The sequence below is a fragment of the Cystobacter fuscus DSM 2262 genome (assembly GCF_000335475.2).
GTDB classification, from domain to species: Bacteria; Myxococcota; Myxococcia; order Myxococcales; family Myxococcaceae; genus Cystobacter; species Cystobacter fuscus.
Map to the genome: position 1 here is coordinate 642,410 of NZ_ANAH02000004.1, position 18,070 is coordinate 660,479.

Here is an 18,070-nt window from a genome sequence, read left to right on the forward strand (position 1 = left end):
CTACGCCACCCACCCCTTGCGCATGGTCTCCGCGGGGGGGGCGGGTTGGAGTCTCCGGGCCTGCTCCAGGTGCCACGTCCGGTCGGCCTCCCCGAGCAGGTACAACGCATCGTGGGCCTCCATCTGCTCGAAAGGCATTCCCAGCTTCCGGGCGATCCGCAGGGCCTTCTCGAAGGCCTTGCGCGCCGCGCGCCGCCGCGAACGGGCGAGCTGGTACTTGCCCTGGCACAGCCAGGCGGCGGGGGCGGCCAGCTGGAAGACGTGGCCGACCTTGCTCACCCGGTCACACACCCGCTTCGTCAGCCGCTCGAAGTGCGCGCGCTCGGGTGCGTCCTCCCGCGCCTGGGTCCAGAGCGTCGTCAGCACGGTCACGATGTTGGTGTAGGCCTCGGCGTTGATGGCGTTGCTGGAGCGCTGGGAGAGCAGCGCCACGCCTTGCTCGGCCGCCGCGCGCGCCTCGGCCAGGCGGCCCACGCGCAGCCTCGCCAGGGCCAGCACGGCGAGCAGGGGAATGCCACCGAGGATGTCCTGGGGCGTCTCATGACCCTTGAGCAGCTCGAGCACCTCCCGCTCCCGGCCGAACTTGAGGAGCATCCGGCTCAGGGCCACGCGCGCCCAGTTCTCCGTCTGGCGATCTTCCCGGCGGCGTGCCAGCGCCAGCAGCTCGTGGGCCAGCGCCAGGGCGGGGTCCAGCCGCCCCTGGAGGAAGCTCAGGTTGAAGATCTCGAACATCTCCTCCTCCGCGAGCCTCATGTCTCCGAGCTGGCGGAAGTCGGACAGACAGAGCTCGAGGGCGACCTCGGCCCGCGCGAACTGGCCCGTGGAGAGCAGGTAGGCGGCGATGGCGCGCTGGACGTGGGCGCGCTCCTGGACATTCGTCAGGCGCGCGCTCAGCTCGGCGGCGGACTTCTGGTAGTGGCGGGCGAGCCGGTGCATCCCGAGATGGCCGAGCGCCAGCACCAGGCTGGCATAGGCCCGGGCCAGGATCCCCGAGGGGGGAGCGCGCTCGGCCAGGTTGATGGAGCGCAGCATGAAATAGGCGAGCCGCTGCTCCTCGCCGCTCCAGTAGGACAGCGTCGACAGCTCGAGGCAGGTGAGGGCCGCTTCCAGCAGGCGGGGCTCGTCCCGTGCGCGGCCCAGGCGCAGGCGGGGAGGCAGCAGCAGGTGGAGCAGTTGCCGGAGGACCTCCCGCAGCACGTCCACCCGGAAGTTGCGCGGGGTGGTCGAGGAGAAGCCCAGCCGGGTGAGCGAACGCCAGAGGGCATCCTGGGCCTCGTACAGGTGGCCGAGGCGGGATTGGACCGTACCGAGTTGCCGCTCCCAGCGGGCCCGGCGCAACGGCTCCACCGGGAGGTCGCTCTGCGCGTCCAGCTCGAGCGCCTTGGAGAAGAACCCCAGCGCTTCCTGGCAGGCGTTCGTCTGGAAGGCCTGTTCCCCCGCCTTCTCCAGCATGTCGATGGCCTTGGACCCGGCGCCCGCGTTGAGCCAGTGGTGGGCGAGCAGCGCGTAGTAGGCGGACAGGTCGTCGGCGTACGTCCGCTCGTACCAGCGTGCGACGGCCTCGTGGAGCTGGCGCCGCTGCTCGAACAGCAGCAGGTTGTAGACCACCTGCTGGGTGATGACGTGCTTGAACAGGTACGACGTGTCCTCCCGGGGGGCCGGGGGGCGCACCATCAGGTCCAGGTGGCCGAGGTGCTCGAGTTGGGCGTCCAGCGAGGCCCGGGCGTCCTCGATGGGATGGATGTCGCGCAGCGTCTCGGGATGGAACGCCCGGCCGATGACACTGGCCGCCTTGATGGTGAGCTGTTCGGTGGGGCTGAGCCGATCGATACGGCTGGTGATGAGTCCCTCCAGCGTGGAGGGAATCGAGAGGGGACCCGAGGTGATGGCCCACTCGGAGAAGCGGCACTCGCCCGCCTCGATGACCAGCAGGCCCTGGTCCCGGAGCACATAGACCAGCTCCTCGGTGAAGAACGGGTGTCCCTCGGCGCGCTCGTGGATGAAGGACTCCAGCGGCGCGGAGAGCCGGGTGGCCCCGAGCCGCGAGCAGATGAGCAGGGAGATGTCCCGGGCCGGCATCGGCTGCAACCGCAGGTGACGGGCCGAGGGCATGCGGAGGATGGACTTGAGGGGGGAGGCGTCGTCGGGGTCCGGGCGGGTGGTCAGCAGGAGCAGGTGCTGGGGGTGCTCGCGCAGCAGCCGGCGCGTCAACTCCCAGGACGCCGAGTCGAGCCAATGCACGTCCTCGAGGATGAACACGCACGGGCGGCGGTGGAGCTCCCGCTCGAGCAGCTCGAGCAGCAGTCCCTGGGTGGTGTCCGCCCGCGCCTCGTCCTTGAGCTGAGCGGTCAGCTCCGTGTCGGGGAGATCCAGCCGCAGCACGGGATTGAGCAACGGGGCGAGCGAGAGCAGCCGTTCATCTCCGGCGAACCGCTCGAGCAGCAGCGAGCGCCGGGCCGAGGCCGAGGGGGCATGGGCGCACCCGAGCAGGTCGGCGAAGACGCCGCGCCAGGCGTAGTAGAGCGTGGTGCTCTCCACCGCGTCGGTGGCCGCCTGGAACACGTGGTGGTCCTGGGCCTGGCCCTGGAAGTAGCGCACGAGGCTGGACTTGCCGATGCCCGCCTCGCCCTCGAGCACCACGGGTCCTCCGCGTCCCAGCGGCAGTTGTCGCAAGGCCTCGTCGAGCACGGCGCGCTCCGTGTCGCGGCCGGTGATGGCCGCGGGCTGCTCGGGACGGCGCTGCTCCCTCACCGGGCGTAGCACCGGCACCGGTTTGTCCACGCCCTTGAGCGTCAGGGACTCGAGGGGCTCGAACCCGATGCGCGGGCCGGCCTCGCGGGCGGTCGTCTCGTCACACAGCAGCCCTCCGTGCGCCGCCTGCATCAGCCGGGCCGCCAGGTTGACGACCCGCCCGGCCAGGGCGTACTCGCGCCGGGACACTCCGCCCCGGTCTCCACAGAAGACGTGGCCGGTGGTGATGCCCACGGACGCGGAGAGCCCCAGTCGCTCGAGCGCTGTCTGGGCTTGCAGGGCGGCCCGGACGGCCCGCACCGCGTTGTCCTCATGGGAGCTCGTCGGCAGTCCCCACGCGGCGAGCAGGACGGTGCCTTTGTCATCCGCGAGCAATTGATTGATGCTTCCCCCAAAGGCATACACGGCCTTCTGGAGCTCGAGCGTGACCGCCTGCAATTGGGCCAGGAGCGCCGGCGACGAGGGCTCGGCCAGACCGTGCAACTCGAGGAAGAGCACGGAGACACGCCGCAGCTCCGCGCGCCAGGCGGAGTCGGGGACCTCGAACAAGGCGTGCAGCGTGCGCGAGACGAAGGGCAGCAGGGCCGCCTCCGCTCCGGGGGCGAGCTCGGGGGGAATCGCCGCGCGCGGGGGCGGGGCGGCGCGGCACGACAGGAGCCGGACGTTGCCGGACGAGCGCACCACGCCGTCGAAGGACCCCTCCAGGTGCTCCCAGGCGGTGCGGGAGGCCACGAGCTCTCCCGGAATGGCGACCTGCTGCGCCGCGGCGGCCTGCCGCATCGGCGCGCCCAGGACGAGGTACTCCCACCGGTCCTCGCCCCCCACGAGGAGGGCGTGCATCTGCCCGGTGCCCAACCCCATCCGGAGCGAGAGCGTCAGGCCCTCGCTCACCGGATAGGCGTGCAGGAGTGTCTGCAAGTGCAGCCCACACCGCGCCGCCCGCCGGGTGGCCTCCGCCAGGGCTTCTCGCGAGGTGTCGTCCGCGGGCCAGAGCACGAGGGCCGCGTCTCCCGCGAAGCGCGCCACCTCTCCTCCATGCGCCGCGAGCTCGCGGAGGAGCTGGTCGAAGTACCCGTTCATGGTCCTCGACAGCTCCTCCACCCCTTGCAGGCCGCGCTGGCTCAGCCGCTCCATCAAGGGCGTGAAGCCGGAGATGTCGGCGAACAACAAGGCACAGGGCAGGGGCTTCGCCTCGGGGGTCAGCGGAGCGGGCGGTCGAGCGGACATTCTCCGTCGCAGCCACTCGGGGAGATGGGCGGCCAGCTCGGGCGACATCGTCATGGGGATTTTCACGACCAGTGTGGCACGGGGGGCTTGGAGGCTACCCGATGACACCGCCATTCGGGCAGGGAACCCGGCTCATGGGGTGGGCCCTGACGTGCCGGCTAGTCGTCCGCTGGCTTGGGTGCTCCCTTGGAGGCCGCTTTTTTCCGGCTTCCCCCGGAAACCGCGCGCACCATGCGTGCCTTGCGGCCGGAGGTGAGGGTGGGGGCGCCGCCCTCCTGGGGCATGGGGCCGGCGTTGGGGGTGCCCTCGACGGGCTTGGTGGGACGGGGCTTGATGCGGCGCGGGGGCAGCAGATCCGGCTCGCCGGGCACCTTCTGGGCGAGGAAGATGGCGGCATCCAGCTTGGTGAAGTTGCGCGTGCGGTACCAGGTGAGCGCGGACTCGTTGTTCTCCGCGACTTCCAGCACCAGGTGGGTGCAACCCCGGGTGCGCGCCAGGTGCTGGAGCTGCTCGAGGATGAAGCTGCCCACGCCCCGGCCCTGGTAGTCCGGGTGCACGGCGAGCTCCTCGACGAAGAGGGGCCGCATGCCCCGCTTCTCGAACCAGCGCGGGTTGACCCAGTTGTCGTCCCCCGAGGCCTCGAAGGCGCACTCGGAGTAACCGACGATCTCCCCGCCCACCTCGTAGACGAGCTGTTCGATCCACTCGGAGGAGTACACCTCGAGGAAGCGGCGCTTGGAGCGGGGCCGCTGGTATTCCACCGTCTCCCGGTTGACGTCCCGGAAGACGAGCTTGAGGAACTCCCAGGCCCGGTTGAGGTCACGGCGGTGGATGCGGCGCACGCGGACTTCCAGGGGCCCCTTGTGGGAGGGAGCGGGCGATTTCGTCTCGGCCATGCTCCACGTCCTAGCCGACTCGGCGTGGCGATGCGCGAACAACCGCATGAGAGGGCAGGCAAGGGCGTACGGCCGTCCGGGGAGGGGGCTTTTCCAGGCGTGGGCATCCGGTATCCTTCGGGACGCGGCCACCCTGGCCCGCCAAGAAAGGGGTCTCATGCCCAGGCGTCGTACGCCCTCGGTTCGGAGCGTCCGTCCGCACTCCATGTCGAGCACGAGGGGGAACGGATGACGTTCAAGCAGAAGGCTTCCGTCCTGCCCATGGTGGCCACGCTCTTTCTCCTGCTCATCCTGGCGATCGTTTTGTTGGTGGGGCGGGACGTGTACCGGCTGAACGCGCGCATCATCCACGGCTACTCGCCCGCGATCGCCTCGATGCGGCAGTTCGACTCGCTGGCGTCCCTGTTGCGCTGGCACCTGCGCGACCAGTCCCCCGCGGGAGACGCGGCGCGCCGGGCGGCGATGCTGCAACTGGCGGCGGAGTTCGAGCGGGAGCTGGCGCGCGTGCAGGACAATCCGGTGATGGAGCCGGGGCGGTTGCGGATGATGCGCGAGGCCTTCGAGGCGTTCTGGGAGGTGTCCCAGCGCGCCGGGCCCGGGGAGATGGACCTGGTGCTGGAGCGCCACGCGGCGCTGCTCCAGGTGCTGCGCGGCGCGGGGGATTGGGCCCAGGCGGGGCTGGAGCGCTCGCTGGAGGAGGTGGCCCTGTTGCACCGCTGGCGCCAGGGCTGGGTGCTCAGTCTGGGGCTGCTGTGCGTGCTGGTGCTCGGAGGGCTGTCGGTCTGGCTGGCGCGCGGGGTAGTGGGGCCGCTCACGCGCCTGACGGCGGTGACCACGCGCATCGCGACCGAGGGGGACCTGTCCCAGCGCATCGACGTGAACTCGCGGGACGAGCTCGGCGAGCTGGCGCGGGGCATCGAGGCGCTGGTGACGCGGCTGCGCACGGTGCCGGTGACGCTGCGGGGCACCGTGGACGAGCTGACGTGGGCGGCCGGGCGGCTCACCGAGGCGAGCCAGCGGCAGGTGACGTTCCTGGGCCATCTGTCCAACTCCCTGGCCGAGGTGGAGGGGATGACGCGGCAGATCGCCCAGACGGCGAGCCAGGCGGCGGGGCGGGCCGAGGTGGTGTTGAAGGTGGCGGGGCAGGCGGATCAGTTCAGCGCCCTGGGGCGGGGCTCCATCGAGACCAGCGCGCGGGGGTTGCAGCAGCTGAGCACGCGCGTGGAGGAGATGATGCGCAGCGTGGCGAACCTGTCGGAGCAGGCGGCGCGCGCGGGGGAGATCATCGGCAGCGTGCGCGACCTGGCGGACCAGTCGAACGTGCTGGCGCTCAACGCCTCCATCGAGGCGGCGCGCGCGGGCGAGGAGGGGCGGGGCTTCGCGGTGGTGGCGCGCGAGATGCGGGCGCTCAGTGGCCAGTCGCTGCAGAGCACCCAGCGCATCGGGAAGATCCTGCTGGAGATCAACCAGGCCATCCGCAACGCGGTGTCGATCGCGGAGCAGGACAGCCAGCAGGTGGACGCGGGCATCTCCCAGGTGATGACGTCGGCGGAGCGGTTGAAGGAAATCACCACGGTGGTGAACGAGAGCGGCAAGGCGGCCCGGCAGATCGTCGCGTCGGTGAAGCAGCAGAACGTGGGCATCGAGCAGCTCCACCAGGTGATCGCCACGTTGACGGACCGGATGAGCGCGGTGTCCGAGTCGACGCGGGACGCGAAGGAGGCGGTGGGCCAGGTGAACCAGTCCCTGGACAAGCTCAAGCAGGTGGCGGCCCGCTTCCACGACTGAGCGGGCCTTCAGAGCTCACGCGGAGGGCCTCGCCCCCGGATCGTCCGGCTATCCTCGGGATGGGCCCGTGAAGGGTCACCCCCCTTGGAGGTGTGCGCGTGGGACTGCTGGTGGACGGCGAGTGGAAGAAGGACTGGTACGCCCCGGATGACGCCGGGCGGTTCGTGCGTCCGAAGACGCGCTTCCGGGACCAGGTGTCCGCGAACGGGCAGGGGCGCTTCCCGGTGGAGCCGGGCCGCTATCACCTCTATGTGTCCACGGCCTGTCCCTGGGCCTCGCGCACGCTCATCATCCGCGCCGTGAAGGGGCTGGAGGAGGCGGTGGGCGTCACGGTGGTGGACCCGCGCATGGGCGAGGACGGCTGGAGCTTCGAGGGCTATCCCGGCTCGGACCAGGACCGGCTCCATGGGGCGCGCTACCTGCGGGAAATCTACCAGCGCGCGGATCCCCACTACACGGGCCGCGTGACGGTGCCGGTGCTCTGGGACACGCGCGAGCGGACGATCGTCAACAACGAGTCGCGCGAGGTGCTGCGGATGCTCGACACCGAGTTCCATGCGCTCGCCCGCGAACCCGTGACGCTCTGGCCCGAGGCCCTGCGCGAGCGGGTGGACGAGACGATCACCGCGCTCTACGAGCCGGTGAACAACGGTGTGTACCGGGCGGGCTTCGCCAAGAGCCAGGATGCCTATGAGAAGGCCTGCCGCGAGCTGTTCACCGCGCTGGAGGGCTGGGAGCAGGTGTTGTCCCGGCAGCGCTACCTCTGCGGAGACGTGCTCACCGAGGCGGACGTGTGTCTGTACACGACGCTCGTGCGCTTCGACCTCGTCTACTACGCGCACTTCAAGTGCAACCTGTCACGTCTCCAGGACTTCCCGAACCTCTGGAACTACCTGCTCGATCTGTACCAGACGCGGGGCTTCGCGGAGACGACGGACCTGGAGCACATCAAGGTGCACTACTACTGGAGCCAGGACGCGGTGAACCCCACGCGGATCGTTCCGCTGGGGCCCCGGGTGGACCTGCGTGCTCCCCATGACCGGGACCGGTGGGGGCCTCGACGGCTGGCACCCCTTCCGGTCCCCGCTTCCGGCCGCTCCTGAGGCCCGAGCGGCTCAGCGCTTGAAGATGCCCTTGAGCTTGTCCTTCGCTTTCTCCTCGGCCTTCTTGCGCGCGGCCTCCGCTTCCTGGCGGGCCTTCTCCTCCAGCTCCTGCTTGCGCTTCTCCGCCTCGGCGCGCGCGGCCTCCTTCGCCGCGTCCGTGCCGCCGGTGATGATCTGGCCCACCTGCTTGCCCTTGTCTCCGAGCAGACTGGTGGCCGCGCCCGCCGCCGCCAGCTTCGCCAGGGTCGTGACGGCCGGCATCACGTCCAGCCCCGTCACCTCGGGGCTCCACGCCTTGCCCGTGAGCTTCATCGCCACCGGCAGGGCCTCGGGAGGCGTCACCTTGCCGAGCGTCAGCTTCTGCACCAGTGACGGCTGGAGGTTCACCGAGCCCGCCAGGTCCAGCGTGCCATCCAGCCGGATGCCGCCATCGAAGCTCATCGCCGCCTCGGGCCGCGTCCAGGTGATGGGCTTGGACAGCTGCGCCACGCCGTTCTGGATCTTCACGCCGAAGGGCAGTTGCTCGGCGAGCTGCGTCACGCCCTCGCTGCTCAGCGCCTTGCCCGCGAAGGGCAGCGCCTTGACGAGCGGTCCGGACACCACCGCGGGCAGGTCCGCGCCGAAGAACACGCCGCCCGCGAGGTTGCCCTCGATGGCGCCCGCGAGCCGCTCCTTGAGGCTCTCGGTCTCGTAGCCCACGCCCTGCAGGTTCATCTGGCCGTCGAACTTGCCGCCCAGCACCTTCTTGGGCACGCGCGAGGCGAGCGCCTCCGCCATGTCCATGCCCTTCACCTCCGCCTTCAGCTCGAAGGGCCGCTCTGCCGCCGGAGGCCCCATCCGCACCGAGCTGCCACTCGCCGACACCGTGCCGCCGTACACCCCCGTGGTGAAGCGCTCCACGGTGATGAGGTCATCCTTCATCTTCACGTCCACGAGCATGTTGGAGAAGTCCATGTCGCTCATCCGCAGCGCGCCGATCTCCAGGTGCACGTCGCCGCTCATGCCCTTGAAGCGCTGGGGATCCGACGGGGGCTCCTCGGTGGGCGCCTTGCCCTCGCTCTCCGGCTCGTCCTCCACCATCAGCTCGTCCGCGTTGATGCGCGGGCTCTTCATGGACAGGGAGAACGTCGTCGTCTGCTTCGCGCCCTCGCCCGCCATCGCCACCGACGCCTTGCCCGTCAGGGTGGTGTCGAGCAGCGCCACGTTGAGCCGGCCCAGGTCCACCTTGAGGGGCGACTTGCCACTCTCGGGCTGGTAGGTGCCCGCGGTGTCCACGGTGAAGGTCTGCCCCGGACGCTTGTTGAGCAGGCCGCCCGGACGCATGTCCACGCCCCCGAGGTCCGTCTTCGCCTCGAAGCGCAGCGCGCCCCCGCTGGCCGCGGCGCCCGTCACCCGGGCCGTCAGCCGCATGGGGCCGCCCTTCTCCTTGGAGAGCTGCTCGGGGATGCGCAGCCGCACCGGCGTCAGGTCCACGTCCACGTTGAGCGCCTGCTCCTGCTGCGTCCCCTCCGCCTTCACCACCAGGCCCACGGGGCCCGCCACCTGGTTGGCCAGGGACTTGCGCAGCGGCGGGTAGTACTCGGCGAGCAGCTCGGGATCGAGGTTCTCTCCCACCAGCTCGAAGTCCTTCATGGACGGCGCCTCCGAGAGCAGGCCCTTCACCTCGCCCTTGCCGGTGAGGCGCGCCGGGCCGAGCTCCAGCAGCAGCTTCTTGAGCGACAAGTCTCCCGCCTTCATGTCGCCCGACACGTCGGTGTCCACCACCACGTCGAGCGCCTTGCCGCCCTCGGCGCCCGCGAAGCGCAGGCCCCGGGCCTGGAGCCCACCTTGGAGCGACGTGGGGCCGTTGCCTCCGGGCACCGCCGCGCCCAGCTCCGCCTTCCAGTCCGCGCGCAGCGAGCCCGCCTGGAGCCCCACCTCGGGGCCGAGGAAGGGTCCCAACGGCGTGAGATCGATGGGCTCGGACTGGATGACCAGCCGCTCGGGCACGGGGATGAGCGAGGGGGGCAGCGGCGCCGCGTTCAGGGTGACGTGGAAGTTCTGCTTGTCGGTGAGCACCGCGGCGTGGAGCACCACCTCCAGGGGCTTGCCCGCGCGCAGGTCCTTCACCTCCACGTCGAGGTCGTTGATGGCCAGCTCGCGCGGCTGCGCGCCCGTCCGGTCGACGAGGCGCAGGGTGGCGTCGGTGATCGCGGCCCGGTCCACCCGCACGGCGGACAGGTCCGTCGGCGCTTCGTCGGCGGGCTCCTCGGCCGGAGGCTGCTCGGCGAGCTTGTCCTGCACGCGCGAGACGTTGGTGGTGCCGTCCGGCAGTTGCACGTAGTTGAGGGTGAGGCCGGACACCTCGGCGTTCTTCACCTGGATGTCCTTGCCCCCCGAGGTGAGCGCGGGCCAGAGCGCCACGGCCACCTCCAGGCGCTTCATCTCCAGGAGCGGCACCGGCTCTCCCTCGGCGGCGCCCACCACGACGTTCTCCACCTCGGCGCCCACGGAGGGCAGCAGGCGGGTGGACACGTCGCCAATCTCGATGGGCCGGCCGAGCTGCTTCGCGTAGGTGGCGGCCTCGGCGCGGGCGCGCTCGAGCAGGAAGGCGTCGAGCCTCCACAGGGCGATGGCTCCGGCCACCACGAGCAACAGGACGACGCCGCCCAGGATGTAGGGCCAGCGCTTCTTCTTCAGCGGTTGTTGCGACATCACTCGGTTCCTCCTCCCGCGAGCGGGAATCGGGGGGATGCTCGAAGCTCCAGCGGGCGAGCAGGGGACGCCTTAGCCCAGGAGGGCCGCGCCCGCACGTGTCACCTGCACGGGGACGGGGCCGGGAACGGGGAAGATGACATACACCCCAGGACGGACCCGGCCCGGAAACATGCAGGGCACGGCTGGGAGCTCCGCCCGCCCGGCTGTCCAGTGGACGGGACAGCCACAGCGAGGGGACTTCCCCTCGGGAACCATCCACCTCACCTTGAAGGCGGGTGGATGTGTGCAGCCCGTCGAGGCGGATATGGCCAACAAGCGCAAGGAAGCAAAGGCAGAGTCGGCGCCCCAGCGCCCGGCGGTCAAGCGTCGGCGTCAGGCGCCCGCGGGGCGCATCGCCCGGCGACGGGAGCCGACGGACATCCCGGCGCCCGCCCTGGCCCTGGACGAGCACTCGGTGCAGGTGCGCGAGCAGATCGACGCGGCGCTCTCCGAGGCCCTGCGCATGCGCGAGGACATCGAGCAGCGCATCGAGCTGGGACTGTACGAGGAGGCGCCCCGCCGTGTCCTTCCGGCCCGGACGGGTGTCGTGTCCTCGACGAGAACGGGGGGCCCGGGACGCGCCCGGGCCCAGAAGTAGACGCTCAGGGAGCGCCCTGGCCCGCGCGGATGTGGTGGAGCGCGGCCTCGAGGTGCGCGGTGTAGTCCTCGCCCGAGTCGTCGTCGATGAAGCGATGGCCGGGCACTCGGAAGTACGAGGAGCGGGTGTAAGCGTCCTGCAGGAAGCGGAGCTGCTGCCCGGGGTCCAGCTCCGTCCAGCTCCGGCCCTCCCGGAGGGCCTGGCGCCAGTCGGCCTTCTTCGCGAACCAGCGCCCGCCCAACGTCTGGCAGGTGTAGTCCGTGCCACCATGCTGGTATTGCCAGACCCGGGTGAGCTCGCGCACCAGCAGGTGGAGAGGCCACTGCACCGTGCCCGTGGACGAGAGGGGCTCCCCCGAGGGCACATACACGGTGTAGCCGAGGACGAAGGGGCGACGCGGGAGCGCGAGCAGGCCCAGGCGCCCGGTCTTGATGCACACCCGCCCGTAGTCGATGCTGCCGCCGAACACCTTGCGCAGCTCCAGGAGTTGCCGCGCGCCAAGGGGACAGCCCGGCGTCTCCAGGCCGAGCTTCGTCTGCACGCCGCTCACCAGCCGTCCGCCCACGCTCAGCGGGGCATCGAGCGCGAGCCGCATGAGGCACGCCATGCCCCGCCTCAACCGCGCGCCGCCGAGGAGGAGGTGGCCCCGGGCGAGGGCACCCAGTCCGAGCCCGAAGCAGCGCAGGGCCTCGCCGGAGTTCTTCAGGGCGCCGATGCCCGCGCTCACCAGGCCCTGTCGCAGCAGGGCGCCGAGTCCCTCACCGGGTAGGGAGGGGCGGCGTGTGGCGCGGTGCGGTGGGGCGAGGTGTTGCCGGGAGGAATCACTCCGAGCGGCATCGGCGGGGGTTTCGGGGCGGGGGACGAGGGTGAGACGGGAAGCGGGGCGGGCACGCATGGCACCTCCAGGGAAGCAAGCAACCCAGGCCCCGTACGATTGCCCTCCCTGTCATGGGTGGATACCCGCCCCGGAGTTCGGGACGCGTGCCCACCCGTCAACAGCCGCCCCCGCTCATGTCAGGGCCCTCATCCTCCGGGTCATCCACGTAATCGAGTGCGATTTCGGCCTGTTCCCGATAGAGGGGTACGACCTCAATAGCCAACACTGCCTCCAGCATCTCTCGCGCTCCGGCCACATCCCCTGCTTTCTTGCGGCGGGCGGAATCAACGAGCGCCCGGGATAGCCGCCGACTTCCCTCGAAAATCCGGCGACGCATCTCTCGTATGAGTGTTTCCGCTCCGGAGGAGGTGAGCAATGCGCGTTCCGCGTCGTCATGGCTGATGGCCACGTCCCGCGCCACTCGCCGGCAGAGGTCGCACACAGCCGCATCTACGCTGATCGCTTCGTTCCGCTCAAGCCTGGCATACAGCTCAAGCACTCTGTCCCAATCGTGGGGCGCATCCATGATCACCTCGGTTGTGGCCAGCACATGTGGTAGGGCCATTGATGCTGCCCTTCGCACCGCCGGAAACAATTGTCGCATCTACCCACCCAGCGGGTTTCTTCTGATCCCTGCACCGGATGTAGGTGTCACGGCAGTGCTCCCGCGTTGTTTCTCAGCTCTAATATCACCCGCATGGGGCCCGATCTTGCCAGGGAATGTCAGCTTGGGAGAAGATAAGTCGATGAGCCGCCCCAAAGCCCACCACTATGTGCCCCGTTTCTATCTGAACAGGTTCACCAATGCAGACGGCAAGTTGTGGGTGCTCGACAAGCCGGATTGGCGAATCTATCCAAGCACGCCAAAGAACGCAGCATTTGTGAATAGCTTCTGCGAGCTTCAGTGGCTAAAGGATATTGGAGACGACTCCTGTCTGCTTGAGCGTCAATTGGGCTCTGTCGAATCTGCGGTCGCGCCGATTATTGACTCATGGCTCGTGCAGCGAGAGCGCGGCACTCAGATTCCTATCTCCGAACAGGATCGGAAACTCGTCTCGTTGTTCCTTGCTATACAGATGCTCCGAACGCTGGAGGCACGGACACTTCTGCTGCAATTTCTTGAATTCATAACAGCGGGTGGGACGGATGCGCCACCGTTACCAGTGACCGCGCAAGAGCAGACGCAGATTCATGCCGATATCATGTGGGATGCAGAGATTGTAAACCCAGTTGCTCGCGAAATCCATGAGCGGATTTGGATTTTCGGATACAACGATTCGCCGACACTGTTTTGCACCTCCGATCATCCAGTGCTTCTCAAGTCTGGCGACAATCGTGGATGGGTTGTTGATATGCAGGTGATTGATACGTTCCTCAAGAAGGAGCGTGATCCCTCCGACTATATTGTCTTTCCAGTCTCCCCTCATTGGGTGCTATACTGCTATGACCGGAATCATTACCCGAAGATGGTCCGTTTTGATACTCATGTGTCTCCGGTTCCGTTTACAAGTGATATGGTAAACCATGAAAATTCTGGGCAGATTGGCATGTCGACCCGATTCGTTTACTCATCCGTGAATGACTTTGAGTTTGCGCGTGAGTTCGCGGCTGACCAGCCTTGGATCCGGGATCCCAAGCGGTCGAGACTTGAGTCTCGGTCTAATCCATACGCACGTGGTGAGGATTGATGCTGTCTGGGTTCGCTTTGTTTCTAGAGGGGAGCCGCGTCCTTTGTCTGTTTGCCTGCTGAACTCGCCGCCCGCTCCCGAGCCCGCCTGAGCGGCTACGAGGGCACGCACCGAGCCCACTGGCAGGGAGAAGCCCTCGGTGGTCGGTTCACCTCGGGTGCGCGTCCCGTGTAGTGGCGGATGGAGCTGCGCGCGCCAGCAGAAGCCCGGATGGATGGTTTTCGCCACGCATCAATCCGGGTCAGGTGCCCGAAACGACTGGAGAGGCACTTTGTCTCCCCCTTGCCATGGAGGAAGGGGGAGACGCGGCTCAGAAGGCGGTGCCGTTGGCGCGCTTGCCCGGGGACGAGGAGGTGCTGGCCACGCTCGTGTGCAGCGAGAACGAGGTGCCGGTGACGTCCGGGTTGCGGTTGAAGGACACGCCATCCGTGCCGGAGAGGGCGGAGCCGTAGGTGACGGTGTCCGAGGTCGTGCCCGCCGAGTTCTTGAGGGTCACGGTGTCGCCGCTGTTGCTCAGGTTGAGCTGGGCGGTGGAGGCGCCCACGGCGTTGGTGACGCCCGAGGGGATGCCCGCGGCGGCGCCGAACACGACGATGGCCTTGCCCGCGGCGAGGCTCGTGCCGCTGGCGAAGGTGTGGCGCGTGCCGGTGGCGTCCGAGAGCGTCCAGCCGGAGAGGTCCGCGGCGGCGGTGCCGGTGTTGACCAGCTCGATGAACTCGCCGTTCACGTCCGAGCCGGCCTCGTTGGCGAGCACCTCGTTGATACGGACCTGGGCGGAGCCGCCCCCGCCGCCGGACGAGGTGAGGGTGAAGGCCGCGTCGCTCGAGTCGGTGAGGGTGGAGTTCGCGGCATCGCTCACGCGCACGCGGGCGGTGGTGGTGGCGGTGGTGGGCACCGTCCAGGAGTAGCTGCCCGCGGAGGCCGGGGTGCTGGAGGTGAGGGTCGTCCAGGTGGAGCCGTTGAGCGTGTACTCCAGCTTCACGTTCGTCACGCCCGAGGCCGACCAGGTGATGGCGTACGTGTTGCCCGTCGTCCAGCTCTCGCCGCCGTTGGGCGAGAGCACGGTGACGCCCGTGGTGGTGGTGTCCGAGGGGACGAGGAAGTCCTTGATGATGGCCATGTGCTGCATGTTGGTGGAGCCGCTGTCGGCGCTCTGCGCCGGGGAGATGTCCGACAGGGGCGAGTACACGCGCGTGTCCACCACGAGGCCCGCGCTGAAGGAGCTCGTGCCGATGACGGTGGACGTCTGGTAGGTGCGCAGGGCGCTGTTCACCAGCACGTGGTCATACGGCTTGGCGCGGCTGGCGTTGGTGTTGACGTTGCCATTCTTGTCCGCGGGGTAGGGGCTCGCGGTGGAGACCACGGAGGAGAAGGTGGAGAAGCACGGCTCGCTCCGGGTGTCGGAGTTGAAGTCGCCGCCGATGGCGAGGAAGTCCCCCGTGGGGATGTTGGCCTTGATGAAGTTGACGAGGTTGCCCGCCTCGGTGTTGCGCACGGTGCTGCTCGCGGTGAGCAGGTGCACGCTCACCACCCAGAGATCCTTGGGGCCGGGGATGTCGATGCGCGCCCAGGCGTAGTCGCGGTTGTCCACCTGGTTGTCGTCCCACTCGCCCGAGGCGATGATGGGGTAGCGGCTGATGACGCCGTTGGGGATCTGCGCGCCGGCCTCGCGGTAGTAATAGAAGCTCGAGCCGAAGGCGGTGTTGACGAAGGAGCGGATGGCGGTGGTGGAGTTGTCGCCGTAGTTGAACTCCTGGATCATCACCACGTCGGGCTTCGTTCCCTGGAAGATGCGGATGCCCTCGCCCGGGTCGTAGCTCTGGTTGTTGCCGCTGGAGATGTTGGCGGCCATCAACCGCACCCGGGTGGTGCCGGCCAGCTCCGCCTCCTGGATGTGCGTGGACTCCCCCTCTGCTTCTTCCTGGGGTGTGGCTCCGCACGCCATCAGGGTGAAGGCCATGGCACTGGAGAGCCAACGGCGGTCGATGGGCGTGTACCAGGAAGCGGTTTTTGTCATGCGCACGAGGGAATCCCTGCTCCGGCGTCCGGAAGCGGTGAGGGGAGACGGAGCACGACTGGCTCCGCTCTCAGATTATCGCCGCCTGAGAAAGAGTTGTTGTGTTACGGTTTATTAACGAGCGTGCTGTAAGTACCCGGAGCCTGAGTGCGGCCACAATGGGCTGGAAGTGCACCGTCAGTGTCAGGGGGTTAGATGCGCGCCTTCCTTTCACGAGGTGTCCCTTCCATGCGCGTGCTCTTCTCGTCCCTCTCCGGTACGGGTCATTTCCATCCACTGGTGCCCACGGCGCGGGCGCTCCAGAAAGCTGGTCACGAAGTAGCCTTCGCCGTGCCCGCGCCGTTCCAGCCGGTGGTGGAGGCCAATGGGTTTGGCTCCTTCGCGACGGGCGTCGGCTTCGAGACGGTGGTGGGGACGGATCCCCAGGAGGTTCAGAAGCGGCAGGAGGCGGCGATGAGGGCGGATGCCTCCGCGCGGCTGGAGATGATGACGCGCATGTTCGTCGACGGCTTCACGCGCCGGAAGCTGCCGGACCTGACGGCGCTGTGTGAGCGTTGGCGGCCGGATCTGATCGTCCGCGAGTCCATGGACCTCGCGGCGGCCCTGGTGGGCGAGAAGCTGGGGATTCCGCATGCCTCCATCCAGGTCGGAGGCGGTTTGATTGGCGGGGCCGATCAGCCGTTCTTCATGGCGCGGCTGGAGGCGGTGCGCGCGGAGTTCGGCCTGAAGCCGGATCCGGAGCTGCGCGAGCCCTTCCGTCACCTGCACCTGTCGTTCATGCCCGCGTCCTACTTCGAGCCCCGGCTGCCGCCGACGACGCGCTACCTGAAGCTGGAGGTGTTCGACCAGTCCGGTTCCGAGGGGCTGCCCGGATGGGTGTCTTCTCTGAGTGGGAGGCCGGTGGTGTACGCGACGCTGGGCACGGCGTTCAACAAGCTGATCCACCTGCTGGGCACCATCGCCAAGGGGCTTCAGGAGGAGCCGGTGGAGCTCATCATCACGGTGGGGCGGGATTTGGATCCAGCGGTGCTCGGGCCGCAGCCGGCGCACGTGCACGTGGAGCGCTACATTCCCCAGTCGCTCCTGCTGCCACGGTGTGACCTGGCCATCATGCACGGGGGCTACAACAGCGTGATGAGCGCGCTGTACGCGGGGCTGCCGGGCCTCATCATGCCGATCGCGGCGGATCAGCCGATCAACGCCCAGGCGTGCGCGCGGATTGGCCTCGCGCGGGTGGTGATGCCGGACACGCTCACGCCGCAGCTCATCCGCCAGCAGGTGCGGGAGATGCTCGCGGATGGCGCATACCGCGAGCGTGCGCGGCGCTTGCAGGCCGAGGCCTTGGCACTGCCGGGGTTGGAGCACGGCGTGGCCCTGTTGGAGCGGCTGGCCCGGGAGAAGACCTTGCCCGCTGGGAGCTGAAGTCTGCTCAAGCCCGTGCGTTGAAGATGGCGACGGCGCGCGTGAAGCCCGCCGAGCCATTCTTGATCTTGTAGGGGAAGCAGGAGACCGTGTAGCCGAAGGGCGGCAACTGGTCGAGGTTGGTGAGCTTCTCCATCTGGCCGTAGCCGATGTCGCGGCCGGCCTTGTGGCCTTCCCAGATGAGAGACGCGTCGCCCGTCTTCGCGAACCGTTCCCGCGTGTACTTGAACGGCGCGTCCCAGCTCCAGGCGTCCGTGCCCACCACGCGCACGCCCCGCTCCAGCAGGTAGAGCGTCGCCTCGCGGCCCATGCCGCACCCGGCCTCCAGGTAGCCGGGCTTGCCGTAGAGCACCGCCGCGGCGGTATTCACGAGCACGATGTCCAGGGGCTGGAGCGTGTGGCCGATGCGCTCGAGCTCCGCCTCGACCTCCGCGGCCGTGACCACATGCCCGTTGGGCTTGTCGCGGAAGTCCAGCTTCACGCCCGGACGGAAGCACCAGTCGAGTGGCAGCGCCTCGATGCCGTAGGCCGGCTTGCCGCCATCCGTCGTCGAGGCGTAGTGCCAGGGCGCGTCCATGTGCGTGCCGTTGTGCGCGATGAGCTTCATCCGCTCGCCCGCCCACCCCTCACGCTCCGGCAGCTGGTCGGGGTTGAGGCCCGGGAACATCGTGGCCATCTCCTTCGCGCCCTCCGCATGATCCGAATACTCGATGTGCGGCAGGAGCGTGGGCGGGTCCGTGTACTCATTGTTCTCGAGCGTGACGGAGAGATCGACGAAGCGCAGCCCCTGGGTGTTCATGTCCTGGCCTTTCCCACGAATGGCTCACGTCCGAGCCATGTCCAGCCCGGAGGATCTCTCACTTCGAGCGCGCGAGGGAACGCGGTTCTCGCGATACGAGGCATCGGCGGCACCGATGGGTGGAATCGATACAACCGACTTCCCGGGTTCCTGGCGGCGGTCTATTCA

General features: G+C 68.6%; 12 protein-coding genes. 5 read left to right on the forward strand and 7 right to left on the reverse strand.

The window, feature by feature from the left end:
- Together D187_RS07315 and D187_RS07320 are read right to left on the reverse strand one after the other, a co-directional pair.
- On the reverse strand, positions 1-4,032 hold the full coding sequence (locus D187_RS07315; protein WP_002628527.1) for an AAA family ATPase: 4,032 nt from the start codon (positions 4,030-4,032) through the stop codon (positions 1-3).
- A 104-nt stretch (positions 4,033-4,136) separates the two neighbouring features.
- Positions 4,137-4,874 carry a GNAT family N-acetyltransferase gene (locus D187_RS07320; RefSeq protein WP_002628528.1) on the reverse strand — a complete coding sequence of 246 codons (738 nt, stop codon included), beginning with the start codon at positions 4,872-4,874 and terminating at the stop codon, positions 4,137-4,139.
- Between the two features lie 228 nt (positions 4,875-5,102).
- Between D187_RS07320 and D187_RS07325 the strand changes: the two genes are divergently transcribed.
- Both D187_RS07325 and D187_RS07330 read left to right on the forward strand, forming a co-directional pair.
- Positions 5,103-6,662 carry a methyl-accepting chemotaxis protein gene (locus tag D187_RS07325; RefSeq protein ID WP_002628529.1) on the forward strand — a complete coding sequence of 520 codons (1,560 nt, stop codon included), beginning with the start codon at positions 5,103-5,105 and terminating at the stop codon, positions 6,660-6,662.
- Between the two features lie 98 nt (positions 6,663-6,760).
- Positions 6,761-7,765, forward strand: a complete 1,005-nt coding sequence (locus D187_RS07330) for a glutathione S-transferase family protein (protein WP_002628530.1) — start codon at positions 6,761-6,763, stop codon at positions 7,763-7,765.
- A 12-nt stretch (positions 7,766-7,777) separates the two neighbouring features.
- Here D187_RS07330 and D187_RS07335 read toward each other — a convergent pair whose 3' ends face one another.
- Positions 7,778-10,459, reverse strand: coding sequence for an AsmA family protein (locus tag D187_RS07335; protein WP_043428617.1), 2,682 nt, complete (start codon positions 10,457-10,459; stop codon positions 7,778-7,780).
- A gap of 307 nt (positions 10,460-10,766) precedes the next feature.
- Between D187_RS07335 and D187_RS07340 the strand changes: the two genes are divergently transcribed.
- On the forward strand, positions 10,767-11,099 hold the full coding sequence (locus D187_RS07340) for a hypothetical protein (protein WP_002628532.1): 333 nt from the start codon (positions 10,767-10,769) through the stop codon (positions 11,097-11,099).
- A gap of 4 nt (positions 11,100-11,103) precedes the next feature.
- Here the strand turns inward: D187_RS07340 and D187_RS07345 are convergent, their stop codons facing one another.
- Together D187_RS07345 and D187_RS07350 are read right to left on the reverse strand one after the other, a co-directional pair.
- Entirely contained in the window at positions 11,104-11,994 is an 891-nt protein-coding gene (locus tag D187_RS07345; RefSeq protein ID WP_155893210.1) for a hypothetical protein, read from the reverse strand.
- A 97-nt stretch (positions 11,995-12,091) separates the two neighbouring features.
- Positions 12,092-12,580 (reverse strand): DUSAM domain-containing protein, encoded by a 489-nt coding sequence (locus D187_RS07350; protein ID WP_245591630.1) that lies wholly within the window; start codon positions 12,578-12,580, stop codon positions 12,092-12,094.
- A 142-nt stretch (positions 12,581-12,722) separates the two neighbouring features.
- Here D187_RS07350 and D187_RS52025 point away from each other — a divergent pair, with 142 nt between their 5' ends.
- The gene (locus tag D187_RS52025) at positions 12,723-13,664 is read left to right on the forward strand and encodes a DUF4238 domain-containing protein (RefSeq protein WP_076606104.1); all 942 of its coding nucleotides are present in this window, start codon (positions 12,723-12,725) and stop codon (positions 13,662-13,664) included.
- A 310-nt stretch (positions 13,665-13,974) separates the two neighbouring features.
- Here the strand turns inward: D187_RS52025 and D187_RS07355 are convergent, their stop codons facing one another.
- Positions 13,975-15,681 (reverse strand): lamin tail domain-containing protein, encoded by a 1,707-nt coding sequence (locus D187_RS07355; protein WP_081713601.1) that lies wholly within the window; start codon positions 15,679-15,681, stop codon positions 13,975-13,977.
- A gap of 228 nt (positions 15,682-15,909) precedes the next feature.
- On the opposite strand from D187_RS07355, the gene D187_RS07360 reads away from it, so the two are divergent.
- Positions 15,910-17,103, forward strand: coding sequence for a glycosyltransferase (locus D187_RS07360; protein WP_002628537.1), 1,194 nt, complete (start codon positions 15,910-15,912; stop codon positions 17,101-17,103).
- A 7-nt stretch (positions 17,104-17,110) separates the two neighbouring features.
- Here D187_RS07360 and D187_RS07365 read toward each other — a convergent pair whose 3' ends face one another.
- Positions 17,111-17,902 (reverse strand): cyclase family protein, encoded by a 792-nt coding sequence (locus tag D187_RS07365; RefSeq protein WP_002628538.1) that lies wholly within the window; start codon positions 17,900-17,902, stop codon positions 17,111-17,113.
- Positions 17,903-18,070 lie beyond the last annotated feature (168 nt).